Origin of the sequence: Streptomyces sp. NPDC006512 (genome assembly GCF_040611935.1) — a bacterium.
GTDB lineage: Bacteria > Actinomycetota > Actinomycetes > Streptomycetales > Streptomycetaceae > Streptomyces.
On the sequence record NZ_JBEXPG010000001.1, the window covers coordinates 149169 to 173204 of the forward strand.

Annotated in this window: 19 protein-coding genes; 7 read left to right on the top strand and 12 right to left on the bottom strand. The window is 74.6% G+C overall.

Annotated features, from left to right (window positions below; genetic code table 11):
* Positions 1-7: 7 nt before the first annotated feature.
* Positions 8-1459, bottom strand: coding sequence for a hypothetical protein (locus ABZZ17_RS00710; protein ID WP_356870473.1), 1452 nt, complete (start codon positions 1457-1459; stop codon positions 8-10).
* 160 nt (positions 1460-1619) lie between these two features.
* Between ABZZ17_RS00710 and ABZZ17_RS00715 the strand changes: the two genes are divergently transcribed.
* Positions 1620-2909 carry a bifunctional GNAT family N-acetyltransferase/ATP-binding protein gene (locus ABZZ17_RS00715; protein WP_356870475.1) on the top strand — a complete coding sequence of 430 codons (1290 nt, stop codon included), beginning with the start codon at positions 1620-1622 and terminating at the stop codon, positions 2907-2909.
* 301 nt (positions 2910-3210) lie between these two features.
* Here the strand turns inward: ABZZ17_RS00715 and ABZZ17_RS00720 are convergent, their stop codons facing one another.
* The 5 genes from ABZZ17_RS00720 to ABZZ17_RS00740 form a co-directional block, all read right to left on the bottom strand.
* Positions 3211-3819 (bottom strand): hypothetical protein, encoded by a 609-nt coding sequence (locus tag ABZZ17_RS00720; RefSeq protein WP_356870477.1) that lies wholly within the window; start codon positions 3817-3819, stop codon positions 3211-3213.
* Positions 3816-5444, bottom strand: a complete 1629-nt coding sequence (locus ABZZ17_RS00725) for a serine/threonine-protein kinase (RefSeq protein WP_356870479.1) — start codon at positions 5442-5444, stop codon at positions 3816-3818. The genes ABZZ17_RS00720 and ABZZ17_RS00725 overlap by 4 nt, the downstream gene beginning before the upstream one ends.
* A gap of 133 nt (positions 5445-5577) precedes the next feature.
* On the bottom strand, positions 5578-6834 hold the full coding sequence (locus ABZZ17_RS00730) for a Tm-1-like ATP-binding domain-containing protein (protein WP_356870705.1): 1257 nt from the start codon (positions 6832-6834) through the stop codon (positions 5578-5580).
* 48 nt (positions 6835-6882) lie between these two features.
* A complete protein-coding gene (locus ABZZ17_RS00735; RefSeq protein WP_356870481.1) occupies positions 6883-7377 on the bottom strand; it encodes an NUDIX domain-containing protein in 495 nt (164 codons plus the stop codon).
* Between the two features lie 65 nt (positions 7378-7442).
* Positions 7443-8474, bottom strand: a complete 1032-nt coding sequence (locus ABZZ17_RS00740) for a cation diffusion facilitator family transporter (RefSeq protein ID WP_356870483.1) — start codon at positions 8472-8474, stop codon at positions 7443-7445.
* Between the two features lie 151 nt (positions 8475-8625).
* Between ABZZ17_RS00740 and ABZZ17_RS00745 the strand changes: the two genes are divergently transcribed.
* From ABZZ17_RS00745 to ABZZ17_RS00755, 3 genes are read left to right on the top strand one after another with little or no spacing between them, the layout of a single operon-like run.
* Complete coding sequence (locus ABZZ17_RS00745; protein WP_356870485.1) at positions 8626-11058, top strand: FHA domain-containing protein; 2433 nt, start codon at positions 8626-8628, stop codon at positions 11056-11058.
* A gap of 5 nt (positions 11059-11063) precedes the next feature.
* On the top strand, positions 11064-11687 hold the full coding sequence (locus tag ABZZ17_RS00750) for a hypothetical protein (RefSeq protein ID WP_356870487.1): 624 nt from the start codon (positions 11064-11066) through the stop codon (positions 11685-11687).
* On the top strand, positions 11684-12643 hold the full coding sequence (locus ABZZ17_RS00755; RefSeq protein WP_356870489.1) for a serine/threonine-protein kinase: 960 nt from the start codon (positions 11684-11686) through the stop codon (positions 12641-12643). Before ABZZ17_RS00750 ends, ABZZ17_RS00755 begins: the two co-directional genes overlap by 4 nt.
* A gap of 43 nt (positions 12644-12686) precedes the next feature.
* On the opposite strand, the gene ABZZ17_RS00760 is transcribed toward ABZZ17_RS00755, so the two are convergent.
* The gene (locus tag ABZZ17_RS00760; RefSeq protein WP_356870490.1) at positions 12687-13943 is read right to left on the bottom strand and encodes a streptophobe family protein; all 1257 of its coding nucleotides are present in this window, start codon (positions 13941-13943) and stop codon (positions 12687-12689) included.
* Between the two features lie 378 nt (positions 13944-14321).
* Here ABZZ17_RS00760 and ABZZ17_RS00765 point away from each other — a divergent pair, with 378 nt between their 5' ends.
* Positions 14322-15593, top strand: coding sequence for a DUF6777 domain-containing protein (locus ABZZ17_RS00765; protein ID WP_356870492.1), 1272 nt, complete (start codon positions 14322-14324; stop codon positions 15591-15593).
* 27 nt (positions 15594-15620) lie between these two features.
* Here the strand turns inward: ABZZ17_RS00765 and ABZZ17_RS00770 are convergent, their stop codons facing one another.
* Positions 15621-16229 (bottom strand): hypothetical protein, encoded by a 609-nt coding sequence (locus tag ABZZ17_RS00770; protein WP_356870494.1) that lies wholly within the window; start codon positions 16227-16229, stop codon positions 15621-15623.
* A 167-nt stretch (positions 16230-16396) separates the two neighbouring features.
* On the opposite strand from ABZZ17_RS00770, the gene ABZZ17_RS00775 reads away from it, so the two are divergent.
* Complete coding sequence (locus ABZZ17_RS00775; protein WP_356870496.1) at positions 16397-18571, top strand: SpoIIE family protein phosphatase; 2175 nt, start codon at positions 16397-16399, stop codon at positions 18569-18571.
* A gap of 11 nt (positions 18572-18582) precedes the next feature.
* On the opposite strand, the gene ABZZ17_RS00780 is transcribed toward ABZZ17_RS00775, so the two are convergent.
* The 4 genes from ABZZ17_RS00780 to ABZZ17_RS00795 form a co-directional block, all read right to left on the bottom strand.
* Positions 18583-19686 (bottom strand): serine hydrolase domain-containing protein, encoded by a 1104-nt coding sequence (locus tag ABZZ17_RS00780; protein ID WP_356870707.1) that lies wholly within the window; start codon positions 19684-19686, stop codon positions 18583-18585.
* 221 nt (positions 19687-19907) lie between these two features.
* On the bottom strand, positions 19908-21851 hold the full coding sequence (locus tag ABZZ17_RS00785; protein WP_356870498.1) for an ABC transporter permease: 1944 nt from the start codon (positions 21849-21851) through the stop codon (positions 19908-19910).
* Between the two features lie 212 nt (positions 21852-22063).
* Positions 22064-22864, bottom strand: coding sequence for a molybdate ABC transporter substrate-binding protein (modA, locus tag ABZZ17_RS00790; RefSeq protein ID WP_356870709.1), 801 nt, complete (start codon positions 22862-22864; stop codon positions 22064-22066).
* 176 nt (positions 22865-23040) lie between these two features.
* The gene (locus tag ABZZ17_RS00795) at positions 23041-23436 is read right to left on the bottom strand and encodes a helix-turn-helix transcriptional regulator (protein WP_356870500.1); all 396 of its coding nucleotides are present in this window, start codon (positions 23434-23436) and stop codon (positions 23041-23043) included.
* Positions 23437-23570: 134 nt separating this feature from the next.
* On the opposite strand from ABZZ17_RS00795, the gene ABZZ17_RS00800 reads away from it, so the two are divergent.
* Positions 23571-23996, top strand: coding sequence for a S4 domain-containing protein (locus ABZZ17_RS00800; protein ID WP_356870502.1), 426 nt, complete (start codon positions 23571-23573; stop codon positions 23994-23996).
* Positions 23997-24036 lie beyond the last annotated feature (40 nt).

The window sequence follows — 24036 nt, forward strand, 5'->3', positions numbered from 1 at the left end:
GCGGAAGCTACCGGCGTTCGTACACCGTCACGCGGCGGCCCCGCATCTGGTGGTCCTCCACCACCGTGAAGTACTCCCGCAGGACCGCCGCCTTCGTCTTGTCGCGCTGCGCGCCCGCGGGCCGGGCGACCCGCTCCGCGTCCGTCACCAGCAGGACCCGGCGCCGCTCCAGCAGGGCCGCGCGGATCCACGCGGGGTCGGCTTCCTCCCCCTTGAGGGTCGCGGAGTCCTCGGGGCTCTCGGCCAGCGCCACGTCCGCCAGGCCCCGGAACGCGCCGGGCGAGACCAGGGCGGTGTCCCGCCGCGCGGCCGGTACGAAGAGCACCGCGTCCCCGTCGCGGCCCAGCCGGGCCACCTCACCGGCCACGGCCAGTACGTCGTCCACGCGGCTGGCCGGAGCCCGCTTGCCGAGTTCCACGGGCAGCAGCGCCACCACCGCCGCCCCGGTCACCACCGGTACGAGCAGCGCCGACGCCCTCGGGAAGCGCGGCGCGGCGGCCCGGGCGGCAGCGCCCAGCGCGGCGCCGATCAGCAGGGCCAGCCCCAGCATGCCGAACAGCACGTACCGGTCCAGGAACAGCGGCTGCACCAGCGACAGTCCGATCAGCCCGAGCTGCGGCACCGCCAGCAGCGGCAGCCCGACGGCCGCCACCGAGAGCCGGCCGCGGGCCGGGCGGTCCGCCCACGCCCCGAGCCCCCCGATGGCCAGCAGGATGCCCGGCCCGATGAGCATGTGCCAGGTCAGCGGCGGTATCCAGGACACCTGGTCGGACTGGCCCCGGCTGAACAGGATCAGCGGCAGCGCCCCCGCGACGGCTCCCGCTGCGGCCGCCGCCCAGCGCAGCCACACCCCGCGCCCGGCGCGCACCCACCACAAGGTCACCGCGTGCGCGGGCAGCGCCAGCAGCGACAGCCAGTTCAGCAGGGCGCAGACCAGCACGAGGAGCCCGTACGCCGTCCAGCGCGGCCACGCCCGCCCCCCGGGCCCGCCCGACACGAGGGACACGAGCAGCAGGGCCGACACGCCGGCCCCGGCCGCGACCAGCGCGTAGGGCCGCCCCTCCTGGAGGTGGAACTGCACGGCGGGCAGCAGCCCGAGGGCGAGCCCGCCCCCGAGGCCGGCCGCGAAGCCGGCCAGCCTGTTCCCGATCAGCGCCACACAGGCGGCGGCCGCCGCCACCGCGAGCACGGACGGCAGCCGCAGGGTCGTCGTACCCGGCCCGAACACCTCGAAGAGGCCGTGCATCAGCAGGTAGTAGAGGCCGTGCACCGCGTCCACGTTGCCGAGCATCGCCCATATCTCACCCGCCGACCGGCCGGCCACCTGCCAGGTCGCCGCCTCGTCCCGCCACACGCTGTCCTGGCGGGAGAGCCCCCAGAGACCGAGTGCCAGCGTCCACAGGACCGGAAGGAGCCAGACGAGGAGCCCGCGTCGGGCCGCGGCTATGTGGCAAAGCATGAAGGTGTGCGGATCCTCGGTCTGGTGTTCGGTCGGAAGACACCAGTCTATGGACGACACGGACGGTTTCCGGACACGGTGTTGTGCACGACGGAGCGTGATCAGCGGGCCCGCCCGCCCCTAGCCTCGCCGCAGGAGCACGAACGAGGGGCGGTACCCGGTGAACTGGCTCATCCACGACTACCGCGAGAGCGATCTCGCAGCGGTGGTCCACCTGATCGACACCACGGCCGAACTCGGCCAGGAATCCGTCTTCTCCCTGGCCGAGTGCATCAGCGCCCTCACCGACCGGCAGCCCTGCGTGGTCGCCGTCCACCAGGGCGTCCCGATCGGCGCGGCGCTCGCCTGCGTGACGGGCGAGCGGGCCTGGGTGATGCGCATCGCGATCGCCGCGGGCTGGCGCGGCCGGGGACTGGCCAGTGCCCTGCTCGTCGAGCTGGAACGCCGGCTCATCGCCGCCCGCGTCGGCCGGATCGCGTACGTCCTGCCCGAGGAGGACATGCTCGGCGAGGGCCTCCTCAACGCCGGCTACACCCGGCAGCCCGCCGTCGCCTACTTCGAGAAGACGGAGCCGCTGCACGGACCGGCCGCCGGCCTCCTCGACGACCTCGGCGGCCGCTTCCTCCCGAGCGACCTGTGGGACAAGGTCGCCGGCATGGAGAGGGAGAAGGACCTCATCGAGCGGCGCGTGGTGCTGCCCCTCGCCGAGCCGGAGCGGGCCGCCTCGCACGGCGTGCGCCCGCCGCGGGCCATCACCCTCTTCGGCCCGCCCGGAACCGGCAAGACCACCTTCGCGCGGGCGATCGCCTCCCGGCTGGGCTGGCCCTTCGTGGAGCTGCTGCCCTCCCGCCTCGCCGACGAGGGCAACCTGGCGGCCGCGCTGCGCGACGCCTTCGCCCGGATCGCCGAACTGGAACGGGTGCTCGTCTTCATCGACGAGGTCGAGGAGATCGCGCCCGTGCGCACCGAGCCCGCCCAGCCGGGCGGCATCCACGGCGTCACGAACGAACTCCTCAAGCTGATACCCGGCTTCCGGGAGGGCGACGAGCGGCTGCTGGTCTGCGCGACGAACTCCGTCCGCTCGCTCGACCCGGCCTTCCTGCGGCCCGGGCGCTTCGACTACCTGATCCCGATCGGCACCCCGGACGCCGGGGCGCGCGCCGCGATCTGGTCGCGCTACACGGCCGGGAGGGCCGACGTGGACGTGCCGGCGCTGGTGGCGGCGACCGAGCTGTTCACCCCGGCCGACATCGAGCACGCGGCGCGGATCGCGGCGCAGGTGTCCTTCGAGCGGGACCTGGAGGCGGTGGGGGCGCGGGGCGCGGCCGCCGCGCAGCTCGGCGCGACCACCCGGGACTACCTGGAGGCGATCGCCCAGTGCCGGCCGACGGTGACCCCGGCGATGACGGGCGAGTTCGAGGCGGACATCACCGCCCACGCCCGGTTCTGAACTCCGTCCCCCCGGTTGCGGCGGGGGGACGGGAACGAAGCGGCCCGCAGCCACTCCCCAAAGCGGCTGCGGGCCTCCCCGCGCGGACTCGGCATCCGTGCGGGACGGCCACGTTCCGGTTGGGGTGTCGCCGGCTGGAACGTGACGCGCAGGGGTGCCTGAGGGCGTCCTGCACGCCCTCGTCAACACCTGCGAGTCAACCAGCGGGCGGTACCGCGGCGCTTCGGCCGGACGGCCACGTCCACCCGGCCGGAAGGAGGACGGGACGGGACGACGGCGGGCCTTCCGGCCCGGCTTTCCCTTATGGGCGGCAGCGGTAGGTGAACTCCACCGACGCCGAGCGCCGTACGGGCTCGATCAGCTGGAGTTCGGCCCGGGCCGGGTAGCTGCCCGTGCCGTGGAAGGTCCACAGCAGGTGCAGCGTGGCCTGCTTCCGGCCGCTCGGCACCCGCTCCGTGAGCTCCTCCGACCGGGTGCCGTCGCTGCGGACCCAGCGGTAGACGAGGGTGCCCGGGCGTCCGTTCGTCGAGACGAAGGCCACCACGTCGGCGGCCGCGTCGCAGCCGGGTCCCTGCTGGTCGGTGCTGACCTTCAGGTCCCGTACCTCGACGGACGGCCCGTACCGCTGCCAGCCCAGGAACCCGAGGACCAGGGCCAGCACCACGACGGCGAGGGTGTACCGGCGCCAGCCCCCGCCCCGGCGCGGCCGGGTGGCCGCCGGACCCGGGACCAGCGGGAACGGGGCGGGCATGGCGGCCGTCACCCCGGGACCGAAGCGCAGTACGGAACCCTCGACCCGGTCGGGGGCGGCGTCCGCGGGCGGCGGGGGACCGGAGAACCAGTGACTGCCGAGGACGGTGGCGCTGTACTCGTCGTCGTCGCCCGCGTGCGGGGCGCGGGAATCGCTCATCGCGGCGGCTCCGGCTGCTGGCAGCGGTACAGCAGCTGCGAGTCGGACGCCGAGGAGTTCCCGGCGGCGGGCTTGGTGGTGACCCGGACCCCGCCGTAGCAGCCGTGGCCACGGCTGAAGAAGTGGGTGCGGACCACCGGCGCGGCGGACCCCGCCGGCACGGTGAACGTCTCGCTGCCGTCGGCCACGCCGAGGGTGCCCGGTGTCGCGCCGAGGAACCACTCCACCGTCACCGTGACGGCGCCGCTGCCCTGCGACGCGACCGACACGGTCGCGTCCCCCCGGTAGACGCCCGGCTTGAGCGAGACGCCGACGTGGGTCACCTTGAGCGTCGGGGTGGGGCTCGGGGTCGGCGTCGGGGACCAGCTCACCGTCGGCGTGGGGCTCGTCGAGTGGCTCGGGCTCGGCGTGTGCGTGTACGAGGGCGACGGGGTCACGGACGGCGAAGGCGAAGGCGACGGCGACGACGTGGGGGAGGCGCTCGGCGACGGCGAGGGACTCGGGGAGGCGGACGCGGTCGCCGAAGGGGCCGGGTGCGGGGACCCGCCCGGCGGCGCCGGGCTCGTGGTGGCGAAGTCACTGAGCGCCGAGGCACCCGGCGGAGTACCGCCGATGGCATCGGTCGTGAACACCAGCAGCGTGCCCAGCACCAGCGCCAGGCCCGTCGCGATCCAGCCGCCGCGCCCCGGCGCCCAGCCCGACGGACCCCCGACCGAGGTCGAGGCCACCGAGGTGGTGCCCGCCGCCGCGGCGCCCGCCGAGGGGAACAGCAGCGGCAGCAGGGCGGCCAGCGCGGCCAGCTTGCGCTGCCCGCGCTGCTCCCAGTCCGGACCGTAGGCGGCCAGGGCGACCCCCTCCAGCTCGGCCACGAACGCCTCGGCGTTCTCCGGTCGCTGCTCCGGCAGCTTGGCGAGACCGCGCCGGATCAGCGGGCGCACCGGCTCCGGGGCCTCGGTCTCGGGGACCGGCGCCTCGATGTGCTGGACGGCGAGCTCCGCGAAGTTCTCCCCGTCGTAGGGCTTGCGGCCCGTCAGGAACTCGAAGAAGGTCGCGGTCGCCGCGTACACGTCCGCCGTCGGCGAGGCGGGCCGGCCCTGCCACTGCTCGGGGGCCATGTAGGCGGGCGTGCCCGCGACGCCCGGGGTCGTGCCGCGGCCCGCCGCGATCCCGAAGTCCACGAGCTTGGAGGAGCCGTCCGCGGAGACCAGGACGTTCTCCGGCTTGTAGTCGCGGTGGACCACGCCGGCCCGGTGCGCCGCGGCCAGCCCCAGCAGGGACCCCTTCAGCACCACCAGCGCGGCCTCGGGCTCGGAGCGCCCGGACTGCTTGAGGAGCGCGCGCAGGGAGATCCCGTCGACCAGTTCCATCACGATCGCGGCGCCGCCCGGCGCCTCGACGTACTCGTACAGTCCCACCACGTACGGGGAGCCGAGGCCGCCGAGGAGCCGCGCCTCCGCCCGGAACTCCCGGACGAAGGCGGGGTCCTCGCGCAGCCGGTCGCTGAGGTACTTCACGGCGACCGCGGTGCCCGTGCCGTCGTGGACGGCGAGCACCACCCGGCCGCTGCCGCCCGCACCGAGCTCCCGGACCTCGCTGTAGCCCGGTACCGTCCATTCACCGCTCATCGTTCGCCCCCGTCCGTGGCATCGCCGCGTCCCCGCACCGGTCGAACCCGACCGGCCACCACCAGGGACACGGTTTCCGCCACGGCCGGTTCCCAACCGGAGGGGGTGTCTCGAAGCGTGGTGAGCGGTCCGGTCAGGCCGCGGCCGCGACCGCGCCGATCATGGCGTGCAACCGGTCGGCCGCGGCCCGCCCGAAGGACGGGTCGTTGATGTGGGTGTCGTAGTCGTAGAGCCGGGCGGCACTGCCCCGCAATCCGTCGCGCAGCGCCGAGAACAGGGCCCGGTCCGCGCCGGGGTCATGGTAGGGCCCGCCCGGCGCGCCGAGCGTGGACAGTCCGCGCAGTGGGACGCAGACCGCCGTGGGGCCCGTCGCGCCGCGGAGTTTGGCGGCGACCCGGCGTCCGAGCTCCGTGCATTCGGACTCCGTCGTACGGATCACCGTGATCGAGGGGTTGTGGACGCGGACCCTGCGGTAGCGGGCCCGTTCCGGCAGGCTCTCCAGCGGCCCGAACTTCACCATGTCCAGCGCGCCCAGGCTCACCACCTGCGGGATCCCCGCCCGCCCGGCCGCGGTGAGCCGGTCCGGTCCGGCGGTGAGGATGCCGCCGCACAGGTCGTCGGCGAGCTCGCTGAGCGTGAGGTCCAGCACGCCCGCGAAGATCCCCTGACCGGCCAGGGTCTCCAGGGTGCGGCCGCCGGTGCCGCTGACGTGGAAGACCAGGACCTCGTAGCCCAGTTCCGTCAGCCGCTCCCGGGCCGCGTCCACGCCGGTCGTCGTCACCCCCGCCATGCTCGCGGCGATCAGCGGCCGCGGGCCCGCGCCGAGCCGGGCCGGGCGGTCCCGGTCCGAGGCGGCGCGCGCGTAGCCCTTCGCCATCCCGGCGACGGCCTCCACGGCGTTGGCCAGTACCGGGGCGGAGATGCTGTTGATCCCCGCGATGTCCACGACGCTGTACATCATCGTGATGTCGGCGGAGCCGACGTAGGGGGCCACGTCCCCGGACGCCATGGAGGAGACCATCACCTTCGGCACGCCCAGCGGCAGGGCCCGCATCGCGCGGGTCGCGATGGAGGTGCCGCCGCTGCCCCCGATCGCGAGGACCCCGTGCAGCCGGCCCTCGGCGTGCAGGCGTAACAGGGTCGCCTCCGCGCCCTGGGCCATCGTGGTCACGGCCGCGCCCCGGTCGGCGGCCGCGCGCAGTTCCGTCAGTTCCGTTCCCGCTGCCCGGGCCACCGCTTCGCGCGGCACGTCCGCGGGCACCTTGGGTTTTCCCATGATCCCTGTGTCGACCAGCACCACTTCGACGCCGGCGCGCGACAGCCTCTCGCGCAGCCAGCCGTACTCGACACCCTTGGTGTCCAGGGTTCCCACCAGCACGACGTTCGTCATATGTGCAATGTCCATGCAGGTGGGGTTTGTTGGCAAGTAAAGGTCGGGTCAACCCTTCAGAAGTACCAACAGGCGCTCCAGGAACGGGACTTGGGCGCCCATCAGTTTGTTTCTGGCCATCGGGGGAGTGAACCAGGCCACCCGGTCCAGTTCGGGGAACTCCTCCTCGCGGCCCGAGTGCGGCGGCCACTCCATGGTGAAGGTCCCGGGCACCATCAGCGCGGGGTCGAGGTCGGCCTCGACCGCCCAGATGGTCACCAGCTTGCCGCTCGTCAGCCGTACCTCGCCCAGCGGCAGGTAGTCGCCCTCGGGCGGCGGCAGCCCGATCTCCTCGGTGAACTCCCGGCGGGCCGCGTCGCGCGGGGCCTCGTCCGGCCCGTACTCGCCCTTCGGGATGGCCCAGCCCCCCGCGTCCCGCCCGGCCCACAGCGGACCGCCCATGTGGCCCAGCAGCACCTCGATCGCGGGGCCGGGCCCGCCGTCGGCGGTCCGCCGGAACAGGAGCAGTCCGGCACTGCGCTTGTACCTCTTCGGTTCCGTCACGGATCCATCCATGCCCCGCCGGGAGCACTCTCAGTGATCGGATTCCACGCTCCGTGTCCCGCGGGTCAGTGCGCGTGCGGGCCCTGCCGGTGCACCGGGCCGTGGGCGTCGGCGCAGTGCGGATCGCCCGCCGGGTCCTCGCCCGCCCGGCCGACGGAGAGCAGCTCCTCCCGGACGTGGTCCACCTGGAGGGTCGTGTGGGTGATCCCGTACTCCTTCTCCAGCAGGGCCTCCAGGTCGCGGCGCACCGCGTGGCAGTCGCCCTCCGGCTCCACCAGGACGTGCGCGGAGAGCGCCGCCTGGCCGGAAGTGATCGTCCAGATGTGCAGGTCGTGCACCTCGGTCACCGGGGGGTGCCCCACGAGCCGGTCACCGACCGCGTCGGGGTCCACGTTGGCCGGCGCGGCCTCCAGGAAGATCCGGCCCGACTCGCGGACCAGCCCGTAGCCCGCCTTGACCATCAGCACCACCACGACGAGCGAGGCGATCGCGTCGGCCTGGACGAAACCGGTGGTGAGCACGATCAGACCGGCCACGGCCGTCCCGATGAAGGCGAACAGGTCGTTCAGGATGTGCTGGTAGGCGCCCTCGACGGCCAGCGAGGACCGGTTCGCCCGGGAGATGCACCAGGCCGCCGCGATGTTGACCACGATGCCGGCGAGCGCCGTCACCAGCACCAGCCCGCCCTCGACCGGCGGCGGATCCAGGAGGCGGCGTACCGCCTCGTACGCCAGCCAGACCGCCAGCAGCAGCAGCGTCAGTCCGTTGGCCTGCGCGGACAGTATCTCGGCCCGCTTGAGGCCGTACGTGAAACCGCCGCGGGCCGGCCGGGCCGCCAGCCGCATCGCGATCAGCGCGAGGACGATCGACACCGCGTCGGTCAGCATGTGCGCGGCGTCGGAGATCAGCGCCAGCGAGTGCGCCATGACGCCGATGACCACCTCGACGGCCATGAACCCGCAGATCAGGGTGAGGGCGATCGCCAGCCAGCGGCGGTCCGCGTCCGGATCGACGCCGTGGCCGTGCCCGCCGGGGCCGTGCTCGTGGCCCCCGTGCGCGCGCCCGCCGTGATCGTGCGCGTGTTCGTGCCCGCTCATCGTTTCCCCCGTCTGTTCGGTTCCGACGCGTGAAGTGAAGCGCACCTCGACGAGATCGGCAAAGGCTGCAACGGGGACCGTTGTCATTACCTTTAAGGCCCTTCTGACCTGCGGTTATGCCGGTCGGTCCGGCTCATGGGAAAATCTGTCCATGGTCCAGCGCCCCGGTGTGCCGACCGCACCCGAACTCGTCCTGGAAACCGCCCGCGGCTCCACCGAGATGAGCCCGGGACGGACCTACCACGTCGGCCGCGACCCCCTCTGCGAGATCTGCCTCGACGACGCCCGCGTCTCCTGGCACCACGCCGTCCTGCGCCCCGACGGAGACCACTGGACCGTCGAGGACGAGGGCAGCACCAACGGCACCTGGGCCGACGGCCACCGCGTCCACGCGTGGAGCGTCGGCCCCGGCAGCGAACTGCGCTTCGGCAGCGCCGACGACGGCCCGCGCGCCGTCCTCGTCGGCCGTCCGCCCCCGGCCCCGACCCCACCCCCGCCCCCGGCACCCGCCCCCGCAGCGGTCCCGGACCCCGTGGTGGACCCCATGGTCGATCCCGCCGTCGGCGCCCGGCCCTCCGGCGTCCGGGGCCCCTCCCTGACCGGCACCTTCCGCCGCCCCACCAGCGTCCGCCCGCTCCCCGCGCGGACCGCCGTCCGCATCGGCCGGGACCCCGGCAGCGACCTCGTCCTCGACGACCTCGTCGTCTCCCGCCGGCACGCCGAACTGCGCGCCCTCGCCGACGGCACCTACGAGATCACCGACCTCGGCAGCCACAACGGCACCTACCTCAACGGAACCCGCGTCGAACGGGCCCCCGTCACCGAGGGCGACATCGTCGGCATCGGACACTCGGCGTTCTGCCTCGTCGGCGACCGCCTCCAGGAGTACGTCGACACCGGCGAGGTCTCCCTCGACGTGCAGGACCTCGCCGTCACCGTCGACCACGGCCGCAAGACCCTCCTCGACCACGTCTCCTTCCCCGTCGGCGCGAAGTGCCTGCTCGCCGTCGTCGGCCCCAGCGGCGCCGGCAAGTCCACCCTCCTCGGCGCCCTCACCGGACTGCGCCCCGCCGACCACGGCAGCGTCCTCTACGACGGCCGCGACCTCTACCGCGACTACGCCGAACTCCGCAGCCGCATCGGCCTCGTCCCGCAGGACGACATCCTCCACGCGCAGCTCACCGTCCGCCGGGCCCTCACCTACGCGGCCGAACTCCGCTTCCCCCAGGACACCGCGAAGGCCGAACGGCAGGCCCGGGTGGACGAGGTGATCTCCGAACTCGGCCTCGGCCAGCGCGCCGACCAGCCCATCCACAGCCTCTCCGGAGGCCAGCGCAAGCGGGTCTCCGTCGCCCTGGAACTGCTGACGAAACCCTCCCTGCTGTTCCTCGACGAACCCACCTCCGGGCTCGACCCCGGCATGGACCGCTCCGTGATGCACATGCTGCGCGGCCTCGCCGACGACGGCCGCACCGTCATCGTCGTCACCCACAGCGTGCTCAGCCTGGACGTCTGCGACCGCCTGCTCGTCCTCGCCCCCGGCGGACGCATCGCCTACTTCGGACCGCCCGCCGAGGCGCTCGGCTACTTCGGCTTCGCGCAGTGGCCCGAGGCCTTCGAGGCGTTCGAGAACGAGCGGGGCCGCGACTGGGCGCCCCAGTACGCGGCCTCGCCCCAGCACCTCCGGTACGTCGCCGCCGTCGCCCGCCCCCTCCTGCCCGACGGAGCCGGACCCGGCCCGGCCGCCGCGGTGACGCCCCCGCCCAAGGCGCAGAGCTGGGGCTCGCAGCTCTCCACCCTGGTCCGCCGCTACGCGGCGGCCCTCGGCGCCGACCGCACCTTCCTCGCCATCATGATCGCGCTGCCGTTCGTCATGGGAGCCATGGCCCGCGCCCTGGCCGGCAGCAGCCTGACCCAGGAGACCGCGATCAACGCCCTGCTCATCCTGTGCGTCGGCGGCGTCCTGACCGGCGCCGCGAACGCCGTCCGGGAACTCGTCAAGGAACGGGTGATCTACCAGCGGGAGCGGGCCGTCGGACTGTCCAGATCGGCCTACCTGATGTCCAAGGTCGTCGTACTGGGCACCATCACCGTCGCGCAGGCCGTGGTCCTGACCCTCGTCGCCCTCCTGGGGGTGGAACTCGGCGCCCCCGGCGGCCAGGGCGTCTTCCTGCCGCCGCTCCTCGAAATCATCCTGGCCGTCGCCCTGCTGTCGTTCACCGCGATGACGCTCGGACTGCTGGTCTCCGCCCTCGTGAAGAAGGAGGAGGTCACCATGCCCCTGCTGGTCCTCCTCGCCATCGTGCAGGTGGTCTTCTGCGGGGCGCTGCTCCAGCTCGACGGGGTCCCCGTCATCGAACAGCTCGCCTGGTTCGTGCCCTCGCGCTGGGCGCTCGGCGCGATGGCCGGCACCATCGACCTCGGCCGGATCGTGCCCGGGCCGCTCACCGACGACCCCCTGTTCGCCCACTCCGGCGGCGTCTGGCTGCTGAACGTCGGCATGCTGGTGGCCCTGGCGGTCCTGTTCGGGGTGCTCGTCTCCCGGCTGCTGCGCCGGCACGAGCCCGCGATCATGCGGAAGTAGGCCGGATGAACAGCGCACCGGGCGGGCCCGGCGCCGGCTTCCGGCCCACGCACGTCGTCCCGGGCGACGGACTGCCCGCCTGGGAAGCCCCCGACGCCACCCGGCCCACCGCCCCCCTCGACGCCTTCCTGCCGGTACGGCTGCTGACCCGGCGCGGGGAATGGGCGGAGATCCTCTGCTCCAACGGATGGTCCGCGTGGGTCGACGGACGGCTCCTGGTGGCGGTGCCGCAGCCGCCCCCGACGGCCGGCCGGCCCCTCGGGCCGGCCGAGGACCCCGCGCCGCTGCTCGACCGGACCGCCGATGCGCTGGAGCGCGTCCGCCGGGCCGCCGCGGACCTCGCCGCGGGCCGCGTCGACCCCGAGGGCTTCCGGCGCGCCACCCTCGGACTGCGGGCCGGGATCGTCCTCGACGGGGACCGGCTGTGGGTCTACGACGACACGGCGGGACGGTGGATGTACACGGACGGGGGCCGTCTGACGACCTACGCCGCCGACGCGGGACCGGGAGCCCCGCCCGCGCCGGAGCCGCGGCCGCCGGGACCGGACCCCGGGGCAGGGGCCGACGTACCGGAAGTGCCGCACGAGGCCACGCGCGTCGCCGGACCGCCCGACGGGGGAGGGCCGTGACGGGCGGGCCCTCCGGGCCGGTCGGCGAACGGATCGCCGGGTACCTCGTCGAGGGCGAGATCGGCCGGGGCGGCATGGCCGTCGTCTACCGGGCCCGGGACCTGCGCCTGGACCGGACGGTCGCACTGAAACTGCTGGCCCCCGAACTGGCCCGCAACGACACCTTCCGGCAGCGCTTCGCCCACGAGTCGAAGGTCGCCGCGGCCATCGACCACCCCCACATCGTCCCGGTGTTCGAGGCCGGCGAGGCGGAGGGCCTTCTGTACATCGCCATGCGGTACGTCGCCGGCCAGGACCTGCGCGCCCTCCTCGACCGGACGGGCCCCCTGCCGGTCGCGACGGCGGCGCGGATCGCCGGCCAGGTCGCCTCGGCGCTGGACGCGGCGCACGCCCACGACCTGGTCCACCGGGACGTGAAACCCGGCAACATCCTCGTCGCGGAGGGCACCGACAGCGAACACCCGGAGCACGTGTACCTCACGGACTTCGGGCTGACGAAGAAATCGCTGTCGCTGACCGGGTTCACGACCGTCGGGCAGTTCGTCGGGACCCTGGACTACGTGGCGCCGGAGCAGATCGCCGGCAAGCCGGTGGACGGCCGCTGCGACGTCTACAGCCTGGGCTGCGTGGTCCACGAGATGCTGACGGGCGGGCCGCCCTTCCGGCGCGACGACGACCTGGCCCTGCTCTGGGCCCACCAGTACGACGCCCCGCCGCCGCCCTCCGAGGCCAGGCCGGACTTGTCCCCGGAGGTCGACGCCGTCCTGGCGAAGGCCCTCGCGAAGTCCCCCGGGGACCGCTGGGACGACTGCCTGGCCTTCACGACGGCCCTGCGCCGCGCCGGACCGGCCCGCCACCGCCCGCACGCACCGGAGCATCCCCCGCCGCCCCCGGCCTGGGCCCTGCCGGTGTTCGGGGGGCGGGAGGGGACGGGGCAGAGGCCGCGGACGGCGTGAGCCGGTCCGGGCCGCGGGGTCAGGGCCTCAGGGCCTCAGGGCCTCATGGCCGGGCAGGGGCGTCGTCGACCGGGCCGCGGCGGTGCGGGCGGCGGGCCAGGAGGGCGCCGAGGAAGCCCGCCAGGGCGCCCCAGAGCAGGGCGAGGCCGACCGTGCGGCCCAGCAGCGGGAGCAGTTCGACCGAGCCGCCGAGTCCGTCGGCCGTGCCGATGCCCAGCAGGGAGAGCCCGAACTGGGCCTGCACCCGGGCCAGCAGGCACACCGTCAGCGTGCCGAGTGCCAGGGCCACCGCCAGATGGAGGGCGTGCTGCCGCGGCCGTACGTGCGCGGGGGAGCGTACGGCGGCCAGCACGCCCGTGCCGAGCAGCAGCACGGCCGCCACCGGCACCAGCCACCAGGCCCGGGGGTCCCGCTCCGCGAGGGCGGCCACGTCCACCGTGGACCGTTCCTGCCCGCGCAGGACCTCGTCCAGCAGCCGGGGCACCGGCAGCCCGAACGGCCCCTCGGCCCTGCCCTGCCAGGCCCCGCCGAAACCGAGGGTGAGGGCGGGCCAGGCGAGGTTCGGCAGGCCGAGCAGGAGCACCGCCAGGGTGCGGCCGCCGTGCCCCTGGGTCAGCGCGACCACGAGGCCGGCACCGAGGCCGAGGAGCACGTACGCGAGCAGCAGCAGGGCCGTGGCGAACGCGGCCGGGCGCACGGCCGCGTGGAAGCGGACCAGCCCGGCCGGGAGCGGAGCGCGCCGCGAGACCAGCAGGGAGATCAGCAACAGGCCCAGGATCCAGAGCAGTCCGAAGAAGAGGGTCGCGGGCAGGTCGGCCCGGAAGCCCGCGGTGGGCGCGGAGTCGAGGAGTTCGCCGATCTCGCCGAGCGGGGAGTCGCCCGTGGACAGGCCGAAGTCCTGGCGGGCGAGGAGGGCGGTGCCGAGCAGCGCGAGCAGCCACAGGAGCGTCAGGCGGCCCGCGCGCAGCAGGAGTTCGCCGGGGCCGGCGACCGCCCGGTTGTGCAGGGGGCGCAGGAAGAGCGAGCCCGCGGTGAGCGCGCCCGCGAGGGACACCGAGAGGGGAACCACGGACAGGCTCGCGTCCGCTTCGGCCAGGAACCCGGCCCCGCCGGTCACCTCCACCGCTCCGCCGGCCGCCATCACCACCACCGCGGCCACCACCCGGGGGAAGGCGCCGCCCGGAAGGTCGCCCGCCCCGGCGCAGGCCAGCCCGGCCGCGGCCACCGCGGCCATCACCACGAAACCCGCCAGGACGGCGACGAGGGCGTCCCGCCAGGCCCTCGGAGAGGTACGGCTCACCCTGCAACGGTAGGCATCCCCGGCTTGCGGCCACCACCTGAACGCCGCACACAATGGCGACGAGAGTCCGACAGCTCCGTATCCGCCCGGTCTGCCGACGGCCCGTTCACCTGGGGAAGAGAGCCTGTGACCACGCAACCCTCCGGCGAACGCCCGCCGCAGCCGAACGACCCGCCCTCTCACCGGCCGACGCCGGGCACGTCCCCGTCGAACCGGCCCCCGCCCGGGGGCGAGCCGCCCTCGGGGCCCTCGGCGTCCGGTTCGGGCCCGTCCTCTCCGGAGCGGCCGACCGGGCCGCCTTCGGGGCCGCTCGCCGGCCCGCCCGCGGATGGCTCGTCCGGCGCCGGCCAGGGCCCGCCGCCTCCGCCGGGCCCGCCCGTGGCCCCGGGCGGCTCGTCCGGCGGACCCTGGTGGCGTTCCGTTCCCCGGCTGGCGACGGCGATCGTGGCGCTGGCCGCCGTCGCCGCCCTGGTGGTGGTACTGACGCGTCCGGGCGGGGGCGGCACCCCCACGCCCGGCGAAGCGGGCGGTGAGGTGTTCCTCCAGCCGGCCGCCGCGACCGGACCGGCCCCGTTCACCGAGTCGACGGCCGCGAAGGAGGCCACCGTGCCTCCCGCGAGCAGACCGCCGTCCCCCTCACCCGTACGGAGTACCGGGGCCCCCCTCGCCATCCGCAGCGTCACGGGGTCCACTCCCGGCCTGTACGGCGGCACGCAGGACATCGCCAGCTGCGACGTCGAGAAGCAGATCGCGGTGCTGTCGGCGGAACCGGCCAAGAACCGGGCCTTCGCCGCCGCCCTCGGCATCCGGCCGGCGGCCGTACCGGGCCACCTGCGCGCCCTGACCCCCGTACAGCTGGCCCTGGACACCCGGGTCACCAACCACGGCTTCCGCGACGGCAGGGCCGTCCCCTACCAGGCGGTGCTCCAGGCCGGGACGGCCGTCCTCGTCGACGACCGGGGCGTGCCGCGGGTCCGCTGCGCGTGCGGGAACCCGCTCGGGGTCGCGGTCGCGCTCGGGCCGGACGCCAAGAGGCACGGGCGGCCGTGGAGTTCCTACCGGCCGCAGGACGTCGTGGTGATCGCCCCCTCCGTGAAGGTCGTCAACAAGATCGTCATCTACGACCACGAGGGCCGCCGCTGGTTCGAGCGCGAGCGCGGCGCCGACCCCGAGCCCGACCGGCCCGTCCCGCCGCCGGTCATCCCCAAGCCCGTGTACACCACACCACCGGTGACCCCGCCGCCGCCCGACTCCTCGCCGCCGGACTCCTCGCCCCCGGACTCCTCGGCCCCGGATTCCTCGGCCCCGGATTCCTCGGCCCCGGATTCCTCGCCGCCCGCCACCGATTCCGGCAGCCCCGACGGCACCACCCCCTCAGACAGCCCGGCGGACCCCCCTTCGGACGAGTCCCCCGCCCCGCCCGAGGACTCCCCGCCCGAGAACTCCCCGGCCGATCCGCCCGGCGAGTCGTCCCCGGGCGTCTCCGACGGACCGTCGGCGAGGTCGCGGGCACCGGGGCTCACCGACGACTCCGGCACCCCGCCGGGAACACCGGCCTCCAGTCCGGCCGCCCCGCCGAAGCCCGGCCTCGCCGGCCGGCCGACCACCACCCCGCCCCCACACCGCCCGGGCCTGACCACGACCCCCTGACGCACGGCGCGGGCGCCGCGCGGTGCGTCAGCCGAGGGAAGCGCCGAACCCGCCTGCCATGGCCTCCTCCTTCGGGACGGTGACCTTCCCCCGGTGGCTGACCTCGACCTGATAGAAGCGTGCGCCCGTCGGTACGCCGGTGACGGTGACCGGGAAGTCGCACGTCAGCCCTTCCCGGGCGCCGGCGCCCAGCGAGCCGGTGGCCACCACCTTTCCGGCGTCGTCGTAGACGGTCACCGAGGCCCCGGCCCGGATGTCCTTGTAGCCGCCCTTGCCCGCGCACCCGCCGCCCGAGAGGCTCAGGAACCCGTCGCTGTCGCTCAGGGCCATCTTGCCCGTCAGGGTGAAGGTCTTCTCCGCCGCCGAACCGCCGCCGCCCCACGGCAGCGACCACACGAACGCCGCTCCGGCGAGGAAGCCGAGCACGCCCGTGCCCACCGGCAGCACCCACCGTCGGGCCGCCCCGGCAGGGCCGGGGACGGCCGGGGGCGAGGCCGGAACCGGAGGAACGGGTGGTCCCGGCTGCGCGGGCAGTACCGGGACCGCCGCCGGGTCCGCCGCCGGGGCTTCCTCGCGCCCTGCGGGCATGGTCGGGCCACCGGTCGGCTCCGGGGGCGTGGTGTCGGTGTCCGTCAAGGCGTGCCGCTCTTTCTGCCGGGCGTACCGGCTCCGCCGCCGGCACAGGTGCGGCGGCAGTGTGCCGGAACGGGAGCGCGCCGGTCCACTGGGGTCCGCCCGTCGGACGGGCCGGTGATCCGGCTCTGCGCATGCCGAGGGCGGGGGAGGGGTGAGACCCTGGCTGCATGGACCAGCGGGGAGGAACCCCCGAGGTCGACTGGCCCGCGCGGCCGGACACGAGCCTCGCGCTCAACCGCATGGGTACCTTCGACTGGGACCTCGACAGCGGGCGGATGCACCTGGACGCCACCGCCCTGGAGGTCCTCGACCTGGACCCGGAGGAGTTCAGCGGAACTCCCGCCGGGCTGCGCGGCCGTGTCGCGGCGGGCGAGGAGGACCGGTACGACCGCCGCGTCGAAGAGGCCCTCCGGGACGGCCGCAGCCACTACGGCGTCTACTTCCGCACCCCACGCGACGGCGGAACCTCCTGGATCCACGCCCAGGGCCACATCCTGCGCGACCCGGACGGCCGCGCGTACCGGGTCATCGGGATCCTCCGCGACGCCGACCGCGACCCGGGCGAACCCGGCGCCGCCGGGGAACGGGACGAGGGACGGCGCAGGCTGACCGGCGTCGTCGAACGGACCACCGCGATCCTCGCCCACGCCCGCACCGTCAACGACGTGACGGACGTCCTCAAGGACCGCGAGGCCCTCAGCCACCTCGGAGCCGTCAGCGTCATGCTCGGCGTCGTCGACGGCGGCCGCATCCACCTCGTCGCCGAAGGCCAGCTGGGCTCGTACGTACCGGAGATCGAGTACACGCGCATCGACGCCCAGCTCCCGATGAGCGAGGCCGTACGGACCCTCCAGTCCGTCTACATCGCCTCCCGTGAGGAGTTCCTGCGGCGCTACCCCCAGCTGTGGCCGTACATCGAGCCGCTCTCCGTGCGCAGCGGGGTCTACCTTCCGCTGATCGCCCAGGGCCGGCCCGTCGGCGCGCTCGGACTGCTCTACGCGCGCGACGGGGACTTCACCACCGAGGAACGCAACCTCCTCGTCGCGCTGGCCAGCGGCATCGCGCAGAGCCTCCAGCGGGCCATCCTCTTCGAGCAGGAACACGACCTCGCCGAGAGCCTCCAACGGGCCATGCTGCCGCGCCGCATCCCGGACGTGCCGGGCGCGCGGATCGCCGTGCGCTACCGGGCCGCCCGCACGGGGCGGGACGTCGGCGGGGACTGGTACGACGTGATCCCGCTCGGCGGCGGCCGCGTCGGCGTGATGATCGGCGACGTCGAGGGCCACGACACGGACGCGGCCGCCGTCATGGGCCAGTTGCGCATCGTGCTGCGCGCCTACGTCCTGGAGGGCCACACCCCCGGCACGGCCATGGCGCGGGCCTCCGCCTTCCTGCGCGAACTGGCCACCGACCGCTTCGCCACCTGCACCTACGCCGAGGTCGACCTCAACACCGGCACGCTGCGCATGGTCCGGGCCGGCCATCTCGACCCGGTCGTACGGCGGGGTGACGGCAGCTGCCACCGCATCCAGGTCGCGGGCGGCCTCCCCCTGGGCCTGCCCCCGCGCGACCGGCCGGGAACCGGCTCCGGCTACCCCGTCGCCACCCTCGAACTGCACCCCGGGGACACCCTGCTGCTCTGCACGGACGGACTGATCGAACGGCCCGGCGGCGACTCCGAGACCGGCATGCGGGAACTCCTGGAAGCCACCCGCACGGGCCCGGCCGACGTCGAGGAACTCGCCGACGTACTGTGCGACCTCGTCGGGGACGCGGGCGGCGGGGACGACATGGCCCTGCTCGTGCTGCGCCGGCGCGGAGCCATCGGCCCGCGCGGCGGCGGCCCGCTGCGCCAGCGCCTGACACCCGGCGACCCGGACGGCCCGGCGATGGCCCGCCACCTGATCCGGGCCGCGGTCGCCGCGTGGGGCGCCTGGGAACGGGCGGACGAGATCGAACTGGCGGCGGACGAGCTGATGACCAACGCCCTGGTCCACACCGACGGCGGCGGCCAGGTCGGCCTCCGGCTGACCGCGGACGGCCGCATCCGGATCGAGGTGGAGGACACGAGCAGCGCCCTGCCGCGCCGCCGCGAAGCCGGGGACTGGGCGGTGTCCGGCCGCGGCCTGATGCTCGTGGACCGGCTCGCGGACGCCTGGGGCGTGGAGCCCCGGGGCAGCGGGAAGCGCGTCTGGTGCGAGTTCGCCGTCCCCGCCCCGGCACCGGCCGTACGGGAGGACGCGGAGGAGGCCCCGGGCCTCCCCCGTCCGGAACCGGAACCGGAAACGGACCTGGGGCCCGGGCCGGCCGGAACCCCCGAGGTCCCGGGGCGGGACGGCTGAACCCCGGCCGTTCAGCGGCAGAGGGCCGTGTCCACGACCTTCTCGACGCGCCTCGTGCCCGCCCCGTCGACCGGAATCGCGGTCACGGTGACGGTGGCGGCGCGGCCGTCGTCGGTGACCCCGCCCCGGGTCTCGTACCCGTCGATGTCACCGCCGTGGCCCCACTGGACACCGCCGCACGACAGCGGCCTGCTCATGATCCCCAGCCCGTATCCGGCGCCGGTGTCCCCGATGGGGACGGTGGTGCGCATCTGGGCGAGCTGTGCCGGCGGAAGGAGACGGCCGGCCAGGAGCTCGGCCAGGAACCGGTTGACGTCGGAGTTGGTGGAGATCATCTGGCCCGCCGCCCAGGCCACGGACGGGTCGAGTTCCGTGACGTCGCGCAGGGGCGCGCCCGCCGCGTCCCGGGCGTAGCCCTGGGGGTGACGTTCCCGGAAGGTCATGTCACCGGGGGCGGGGAAGTAGGTGTGGCGCAGCCCGATGCGCCGGACGACGCGCCGGTCCACCTCCTCCGCGAGCGGCCGGCCGGTGACCTTCTGGACGATCAGGCCGGCCACCACGTAGTTCGTGTTGCTGTACGACCAGCCCTTCCCGGCGTCGAAGACGGCCTTGCGCCGGAAGGCGACGTCGAGGATGTCGCGGGGTTCGAAGTAGCGGTGCTCGCGGATGTCGTCGGCGACGAGGTCCTCGTACTCGGGAAGTCCGCTGGTGTGCTGGAGGAGTTGACGGACGGTGATGCGGCCGCCGTCGAACCCGTCCCCGCGGACGAGACCCGGCAGGTAGGTGTCGACCGTGGCGTCGAGGCCGATCCTGCCCTCGCCCACGAGCTGCAGGACGACCACCGCGGTGAACGTCTTGGTGCTGCTGCCGATCCGTACCTGACCGTCGACGGGCACCTTCGATCCGGTGGTCACGTCGCCCACCCCCGCGGTATAGCTGCGGGTACGGCCCTCGCGGTCCTTGACGCTCGCCAGCGCGGCGGGCAGCCCGTCGGCGTGCACCAGGGCGTCCAGGCCCTGCTGGACGGTGTCCGGCCGGGCGGCGGCGAACGCCGTCGGCGGCGCCACTGCCCCCGACGCCAGGACGCCGAGGGCGAGCGCGGCCGCGGCCGCCACGACCCGGCGCCGGCCCGTTCGCCGCCGGCCGGAAGAACGAGGCCTGTGCCATGACTGTTCGCGCACGAGTCAACTCCTACGGAAAGGTTGGGGAAACCGGCGGTGTGCGCCGGTCCCAGCCTGTCCGCTTGCGGCCGCCCCGGACGATCCCGCTACCGCCAAGATCGAGAGGGGGATACCCCCCCGGGTGCGGGCCCTTCCGAGGAGTTCGACGGCAAGGCCTAGAGCCGTACGAGCGTGACCTCGGTGGCCTTCACGCTCGTCCAGACCGCCGCGCCGTCGGTCACGCCCAGTTCGGCGGCGGCCTCCGGGGTGATCTCCGCGACCAGGTCGGGTGCTTCGGCCGAGGCGATCAGCACGCGCAGCCGGCTTCCGACGGCGGTGATCTCCCGGACCGTGCCGGGCCAGATGTTGCGGGGGCTGCCGCCCGGGCGGTCCCGGTACAGGGACACCGCCTCCGGGGCGATGATCGCCAGCGCCTCGGCCCCCTCGGGCAGTGCCTCCGCCACCACCAGCCGGCCGCCGCCCGCGAGGGCGAGGCCCTCGGCGGACGCGGTCCCCGGCCAGGCGTTGCGGCCGAGCATCCGGGCCACCCACGGGGACCGCGGATGCCGGGTGACCTCCGACGGCGGGGCGTCCTGGAGGGTCCGGCCGTCGGCGAGTACGAGGACCCGGTCGGCCAGCGACACCGCCTCGACGGGGTCGTGCGTGACGATCAGGCAGACGCCGCCGAAGCCGGCCAGGTGCGTGCGCAGGGTGTGCCGGACGCGGGCCCGGGTCGTCTGGTCGAGGGCGGCGAGGGGCTCGTCGAGCAGGAGCAGGCGGGGGCGGGCGGCCAACGCCCGGGCGAGTGCCACGCGTTGGGCCTGTCCCCCGGACAGCTGGGACGGCTTGCGGTGGGCGAGGTGGCCGACCCCGAGCCGCTCCAGCCACGCCCGGGCCTCGTGGCGGGCGGCCTTCCGCTCGACTCCGCGCGCGCGGAGTCCGTACGCCGTGTTCGCGAGGGCGGTGAGGTGCGGGAACAGGGCCCCGTCCTGGGGCACCCAGGCCACCTGCCGCTTGTGCGGGGGCAGGGCGGTCACGTCCGTGTCGCCCAGGCGGAGTTCGGCGTGGGCGCGGGGGGTGAGGCCGAGCAGGGCGCGCAGCAGGGTGGTCTTGCCGGCGCCGTTCTCGCCGACGACGGCGATGGTGGTGCCGGGTTCGGCGTCGAGGGTCAGCCGGTTGAAGCCGGTCACCTCGGCGTGCAGGGGCCAGCGTTCCCCCTCGGACCCGGTGGCCCCGGCCGGCGCCGGCGGGACGCCGGGGACCTCGGGGGTCCCCGCCGCGGGCTCCTCGGCCACGGGCGGGGCCTCGGCCGCGGTACGGGCGACGGGGGTACCGGTCCAGCGGCCGCGCAGGGCGATCAGTACGCCCATGGCGATGGCGAGCAGCAGCAGGGACACCGAGGTGGCGGCCTCCGGCTCGTCCTGGAGCAGCAGGTAGACCTGGAGGGGGAGGGTCTGCGTGGTGCCCGGCAGGTTCCCGGCGAAGGTGATGGTGGCGCCGAACTCGCCGAGCGCGCGGGCCCAGGTGAGGGCCGCGCCGGCGATCAGCCCCGGGGCGACCATGGGCAGGGTCACGGTGAAGAACACCCGTACCGGAGAGGCGCCGAGGGAGGCCGCGGTCTCCTCGTAGCTCTGCTTGAGCCCGCCGAGCGCGCCCTCCAGGCTGATGACCAGGAAGGGCATCGCGACGAACGTGGCCGCCACGACGGCGCCGGAGGTGTGGAAGGGCAGCGTGATGCCGAAGGTCTCCTCCAGCCAGGGCCCGAGCAGCCCGCGCCGTCCGAAGCCCAGCAGCAGGGCCACACCGCCGACGGTCGGGGGCAGCACCATCGGCAGCAGGACCAGGGAGCGCACGAGGGCCTTGCCCCTGAACTCGACGCGGGCCAGCAGCCAGGCCAGCGGCACTCCGAGGAGCAGCGACAGGCCGAGCGCCCACAGGGACACCAGCAGCGAGAGCTTCAGGGCCTCGACCACGCCGGGGCTGGTGAGGTGGGTGCCGAGTTCGCTCCACTGGGTGCGGGTGAGGATGCCGACGAGGGGCAGCAGCAGGAACGCGACGGCGAGCAGCGCGGGAAGCGCCAGCGTCAAGGGGGGCCGGGTGCGGGTACGGAGTCTGCTCATGGGGGTTCCTGGCTGGAGCTGCTGGGACCGGGACCGGCACCGGGAGGCGCCGGGGACGAAGCCTACGGAGCGCGGGCGGCGGGGACACGCGCCGCGGGGGCACGTGTCGAGGAGGCGGGTGTCGAGGAGGCGGGTGCGGAGGGGGCACGCGTCGAGGGGACTGCCCGTCCCCCCGGACCGGGCAGCCCCCTCGGCGTCGTGCGGTGTGCGGGTTACGGCTTCTGGAAGCCCGCGTCCTGGAGGATCTTCTGCGCCTCGGGGCTGCTCAGCCAGGTCACGAACGTGGCCGCGGCCTCGGCGTTCTTGGACTGCTTGAGCGTCGCGGCCGGGTAGGAGGCGACGGCGTTCTGGTCGTCCGGGATGTCGACCGTGACGACCTTGTCGCCGGACTTGGCGGAGTCGGTCTTGTAGACGAGGCCGGCGTCGGCCTCGCCGAGCTCGACCTTGCTCAGGACGGCGCGGACGTTGGGCTCCTGGGAGACCGGCTTCACCTCGATCTTCTGGGCGTCGAGGATCTGCTTGCTGTAACGGCCGACGGGGACCTCGGGCGCCGCGAGGACGACCTTGATCTTGGAGTCGGCCAGGTCCTTCAGGTCGTCGATCTTGAAGGGGTTGCCCTTGCCCGCCGCGATGACGAGACGGTTCTTCGCGATGATCGAGGCGTCGTTGGTCTCGGCCTTCAGGCCGTCCATGGTCTTGGTGTCGGCGGTCACCAGCGCGTCCGCCGGGGCGCCCTGCTTGACCTGGGCGGCGAGCTCCTGCGAGCCGGCGAAGGAGATGGTGACCTTCGTGCCCGGGTGGGACTTCTCGTAGGCCTCCTTCGCGGTCTTGAAGACGTCGGTCAGGGAGGACGCGGCGAGGACCGTCAGGTTCGCGCCCTTGGCCTCGGCCGGGGCGGAGGCGGACGCGGAGGCGCCGGTGCCGGACTTCTTGTCGTCGCCGCTGCCGCAGGCCGACAGGGGCACGAGCAGGGCCGCGGTGAGCGCGGCGGCGGCGGTACGGCGGGTGAGCATCGGGGACACGGCTGGTGCTCCTCGGTCGGGTCGGCGGCCGGCCGGGTGCCGGGCCGCGTGGTGGTGACCCGCGCCGGTGACGGGCGGAGCGGGTGGTGAGGTGAGGGGGAGAGCGGAGAGGAACGGGGAAGGGCGGAGCGGAGGAGGGGCGCGGAGCGCGGACGGGCCGTGCGGGATCAGGCGCGGTCGACGTGCACGCTGGTGGACTTCACGCGGGCGGTGGCCCGCATGCCGACTTCCAGCCCCAGTTCCTCGACGGCCTCGCGGGTCAGCAGGGAGACCAGGCGGTGGGGACCCGCCTGGATCTCGACCTGGGCGGACACGTCGCCGAGCTTGACCGCCGTGACGATGCCGGGGAAGGAGTTGCGCACCGAGGTGTAGGACTCTCCGTCCTCGATGTGCGCGCCCTGGCCCACCTCCACGGAGAAGGCGGCCAGATCACGGCCGTTGATCAGGCGACGGCCGCCCTCGTCGCGATGGGTCGCGACCCGGCCGGCGTCGGCCCAACGGCGTGCCGTGTCCGGGCTGACGCCCAGCAGGCGCGCCGCCTGTCCGATCGTGTAGGACTGCATGAGCGACAAGGTAGGGGCATCACTCCGGCATTTGCAATTCGTTTGGGGCGATCTCCATCGCAGATGCGGTACACGTTGTGTTATCTGCCAAAACCCATTCCGTCATCGGCCGGGCCGCTCGATAAAGTCGGGGCATGGCTGACGAAAACACGCAGAAGCCGACGACGACGGCGACGGCCCCCGCGGGTCCGGCGGAAGCGGGGAGTGCCCGGGTGGACGCCTGGATCTGGTCGGTCCGCCTGACGAAAACCCGTTCCGTCGCGGCGACCGCCTGCCGGGCGGGTCACGTGAAGGTCAACGGCGAGCGCGCGAAGCCCGCGCAGCCGGTCCGCGCGGGCGACGAGGTACGGCTCTTCCACGCCGGCCGGGAACGCGTCGTGGTGGTGCGGCGGCCCGTGACGAAGCGGGTGGGCGCACCGGTCGCCGCCGAGTGCTTCATCGACAACAGCCCGCCGCCGCCCACTCCCGTCGAGGCCGCCGTGGTCGGCATCCGTGACCGGGGGACGGGCCGGCCGACGAAGCGCGACCGCCGGGAGATCGAGACCCTGCGCGGCCGCTGACGCAGCGGGTCCTGACACGGGCCGGCCCGTACCACCGGCC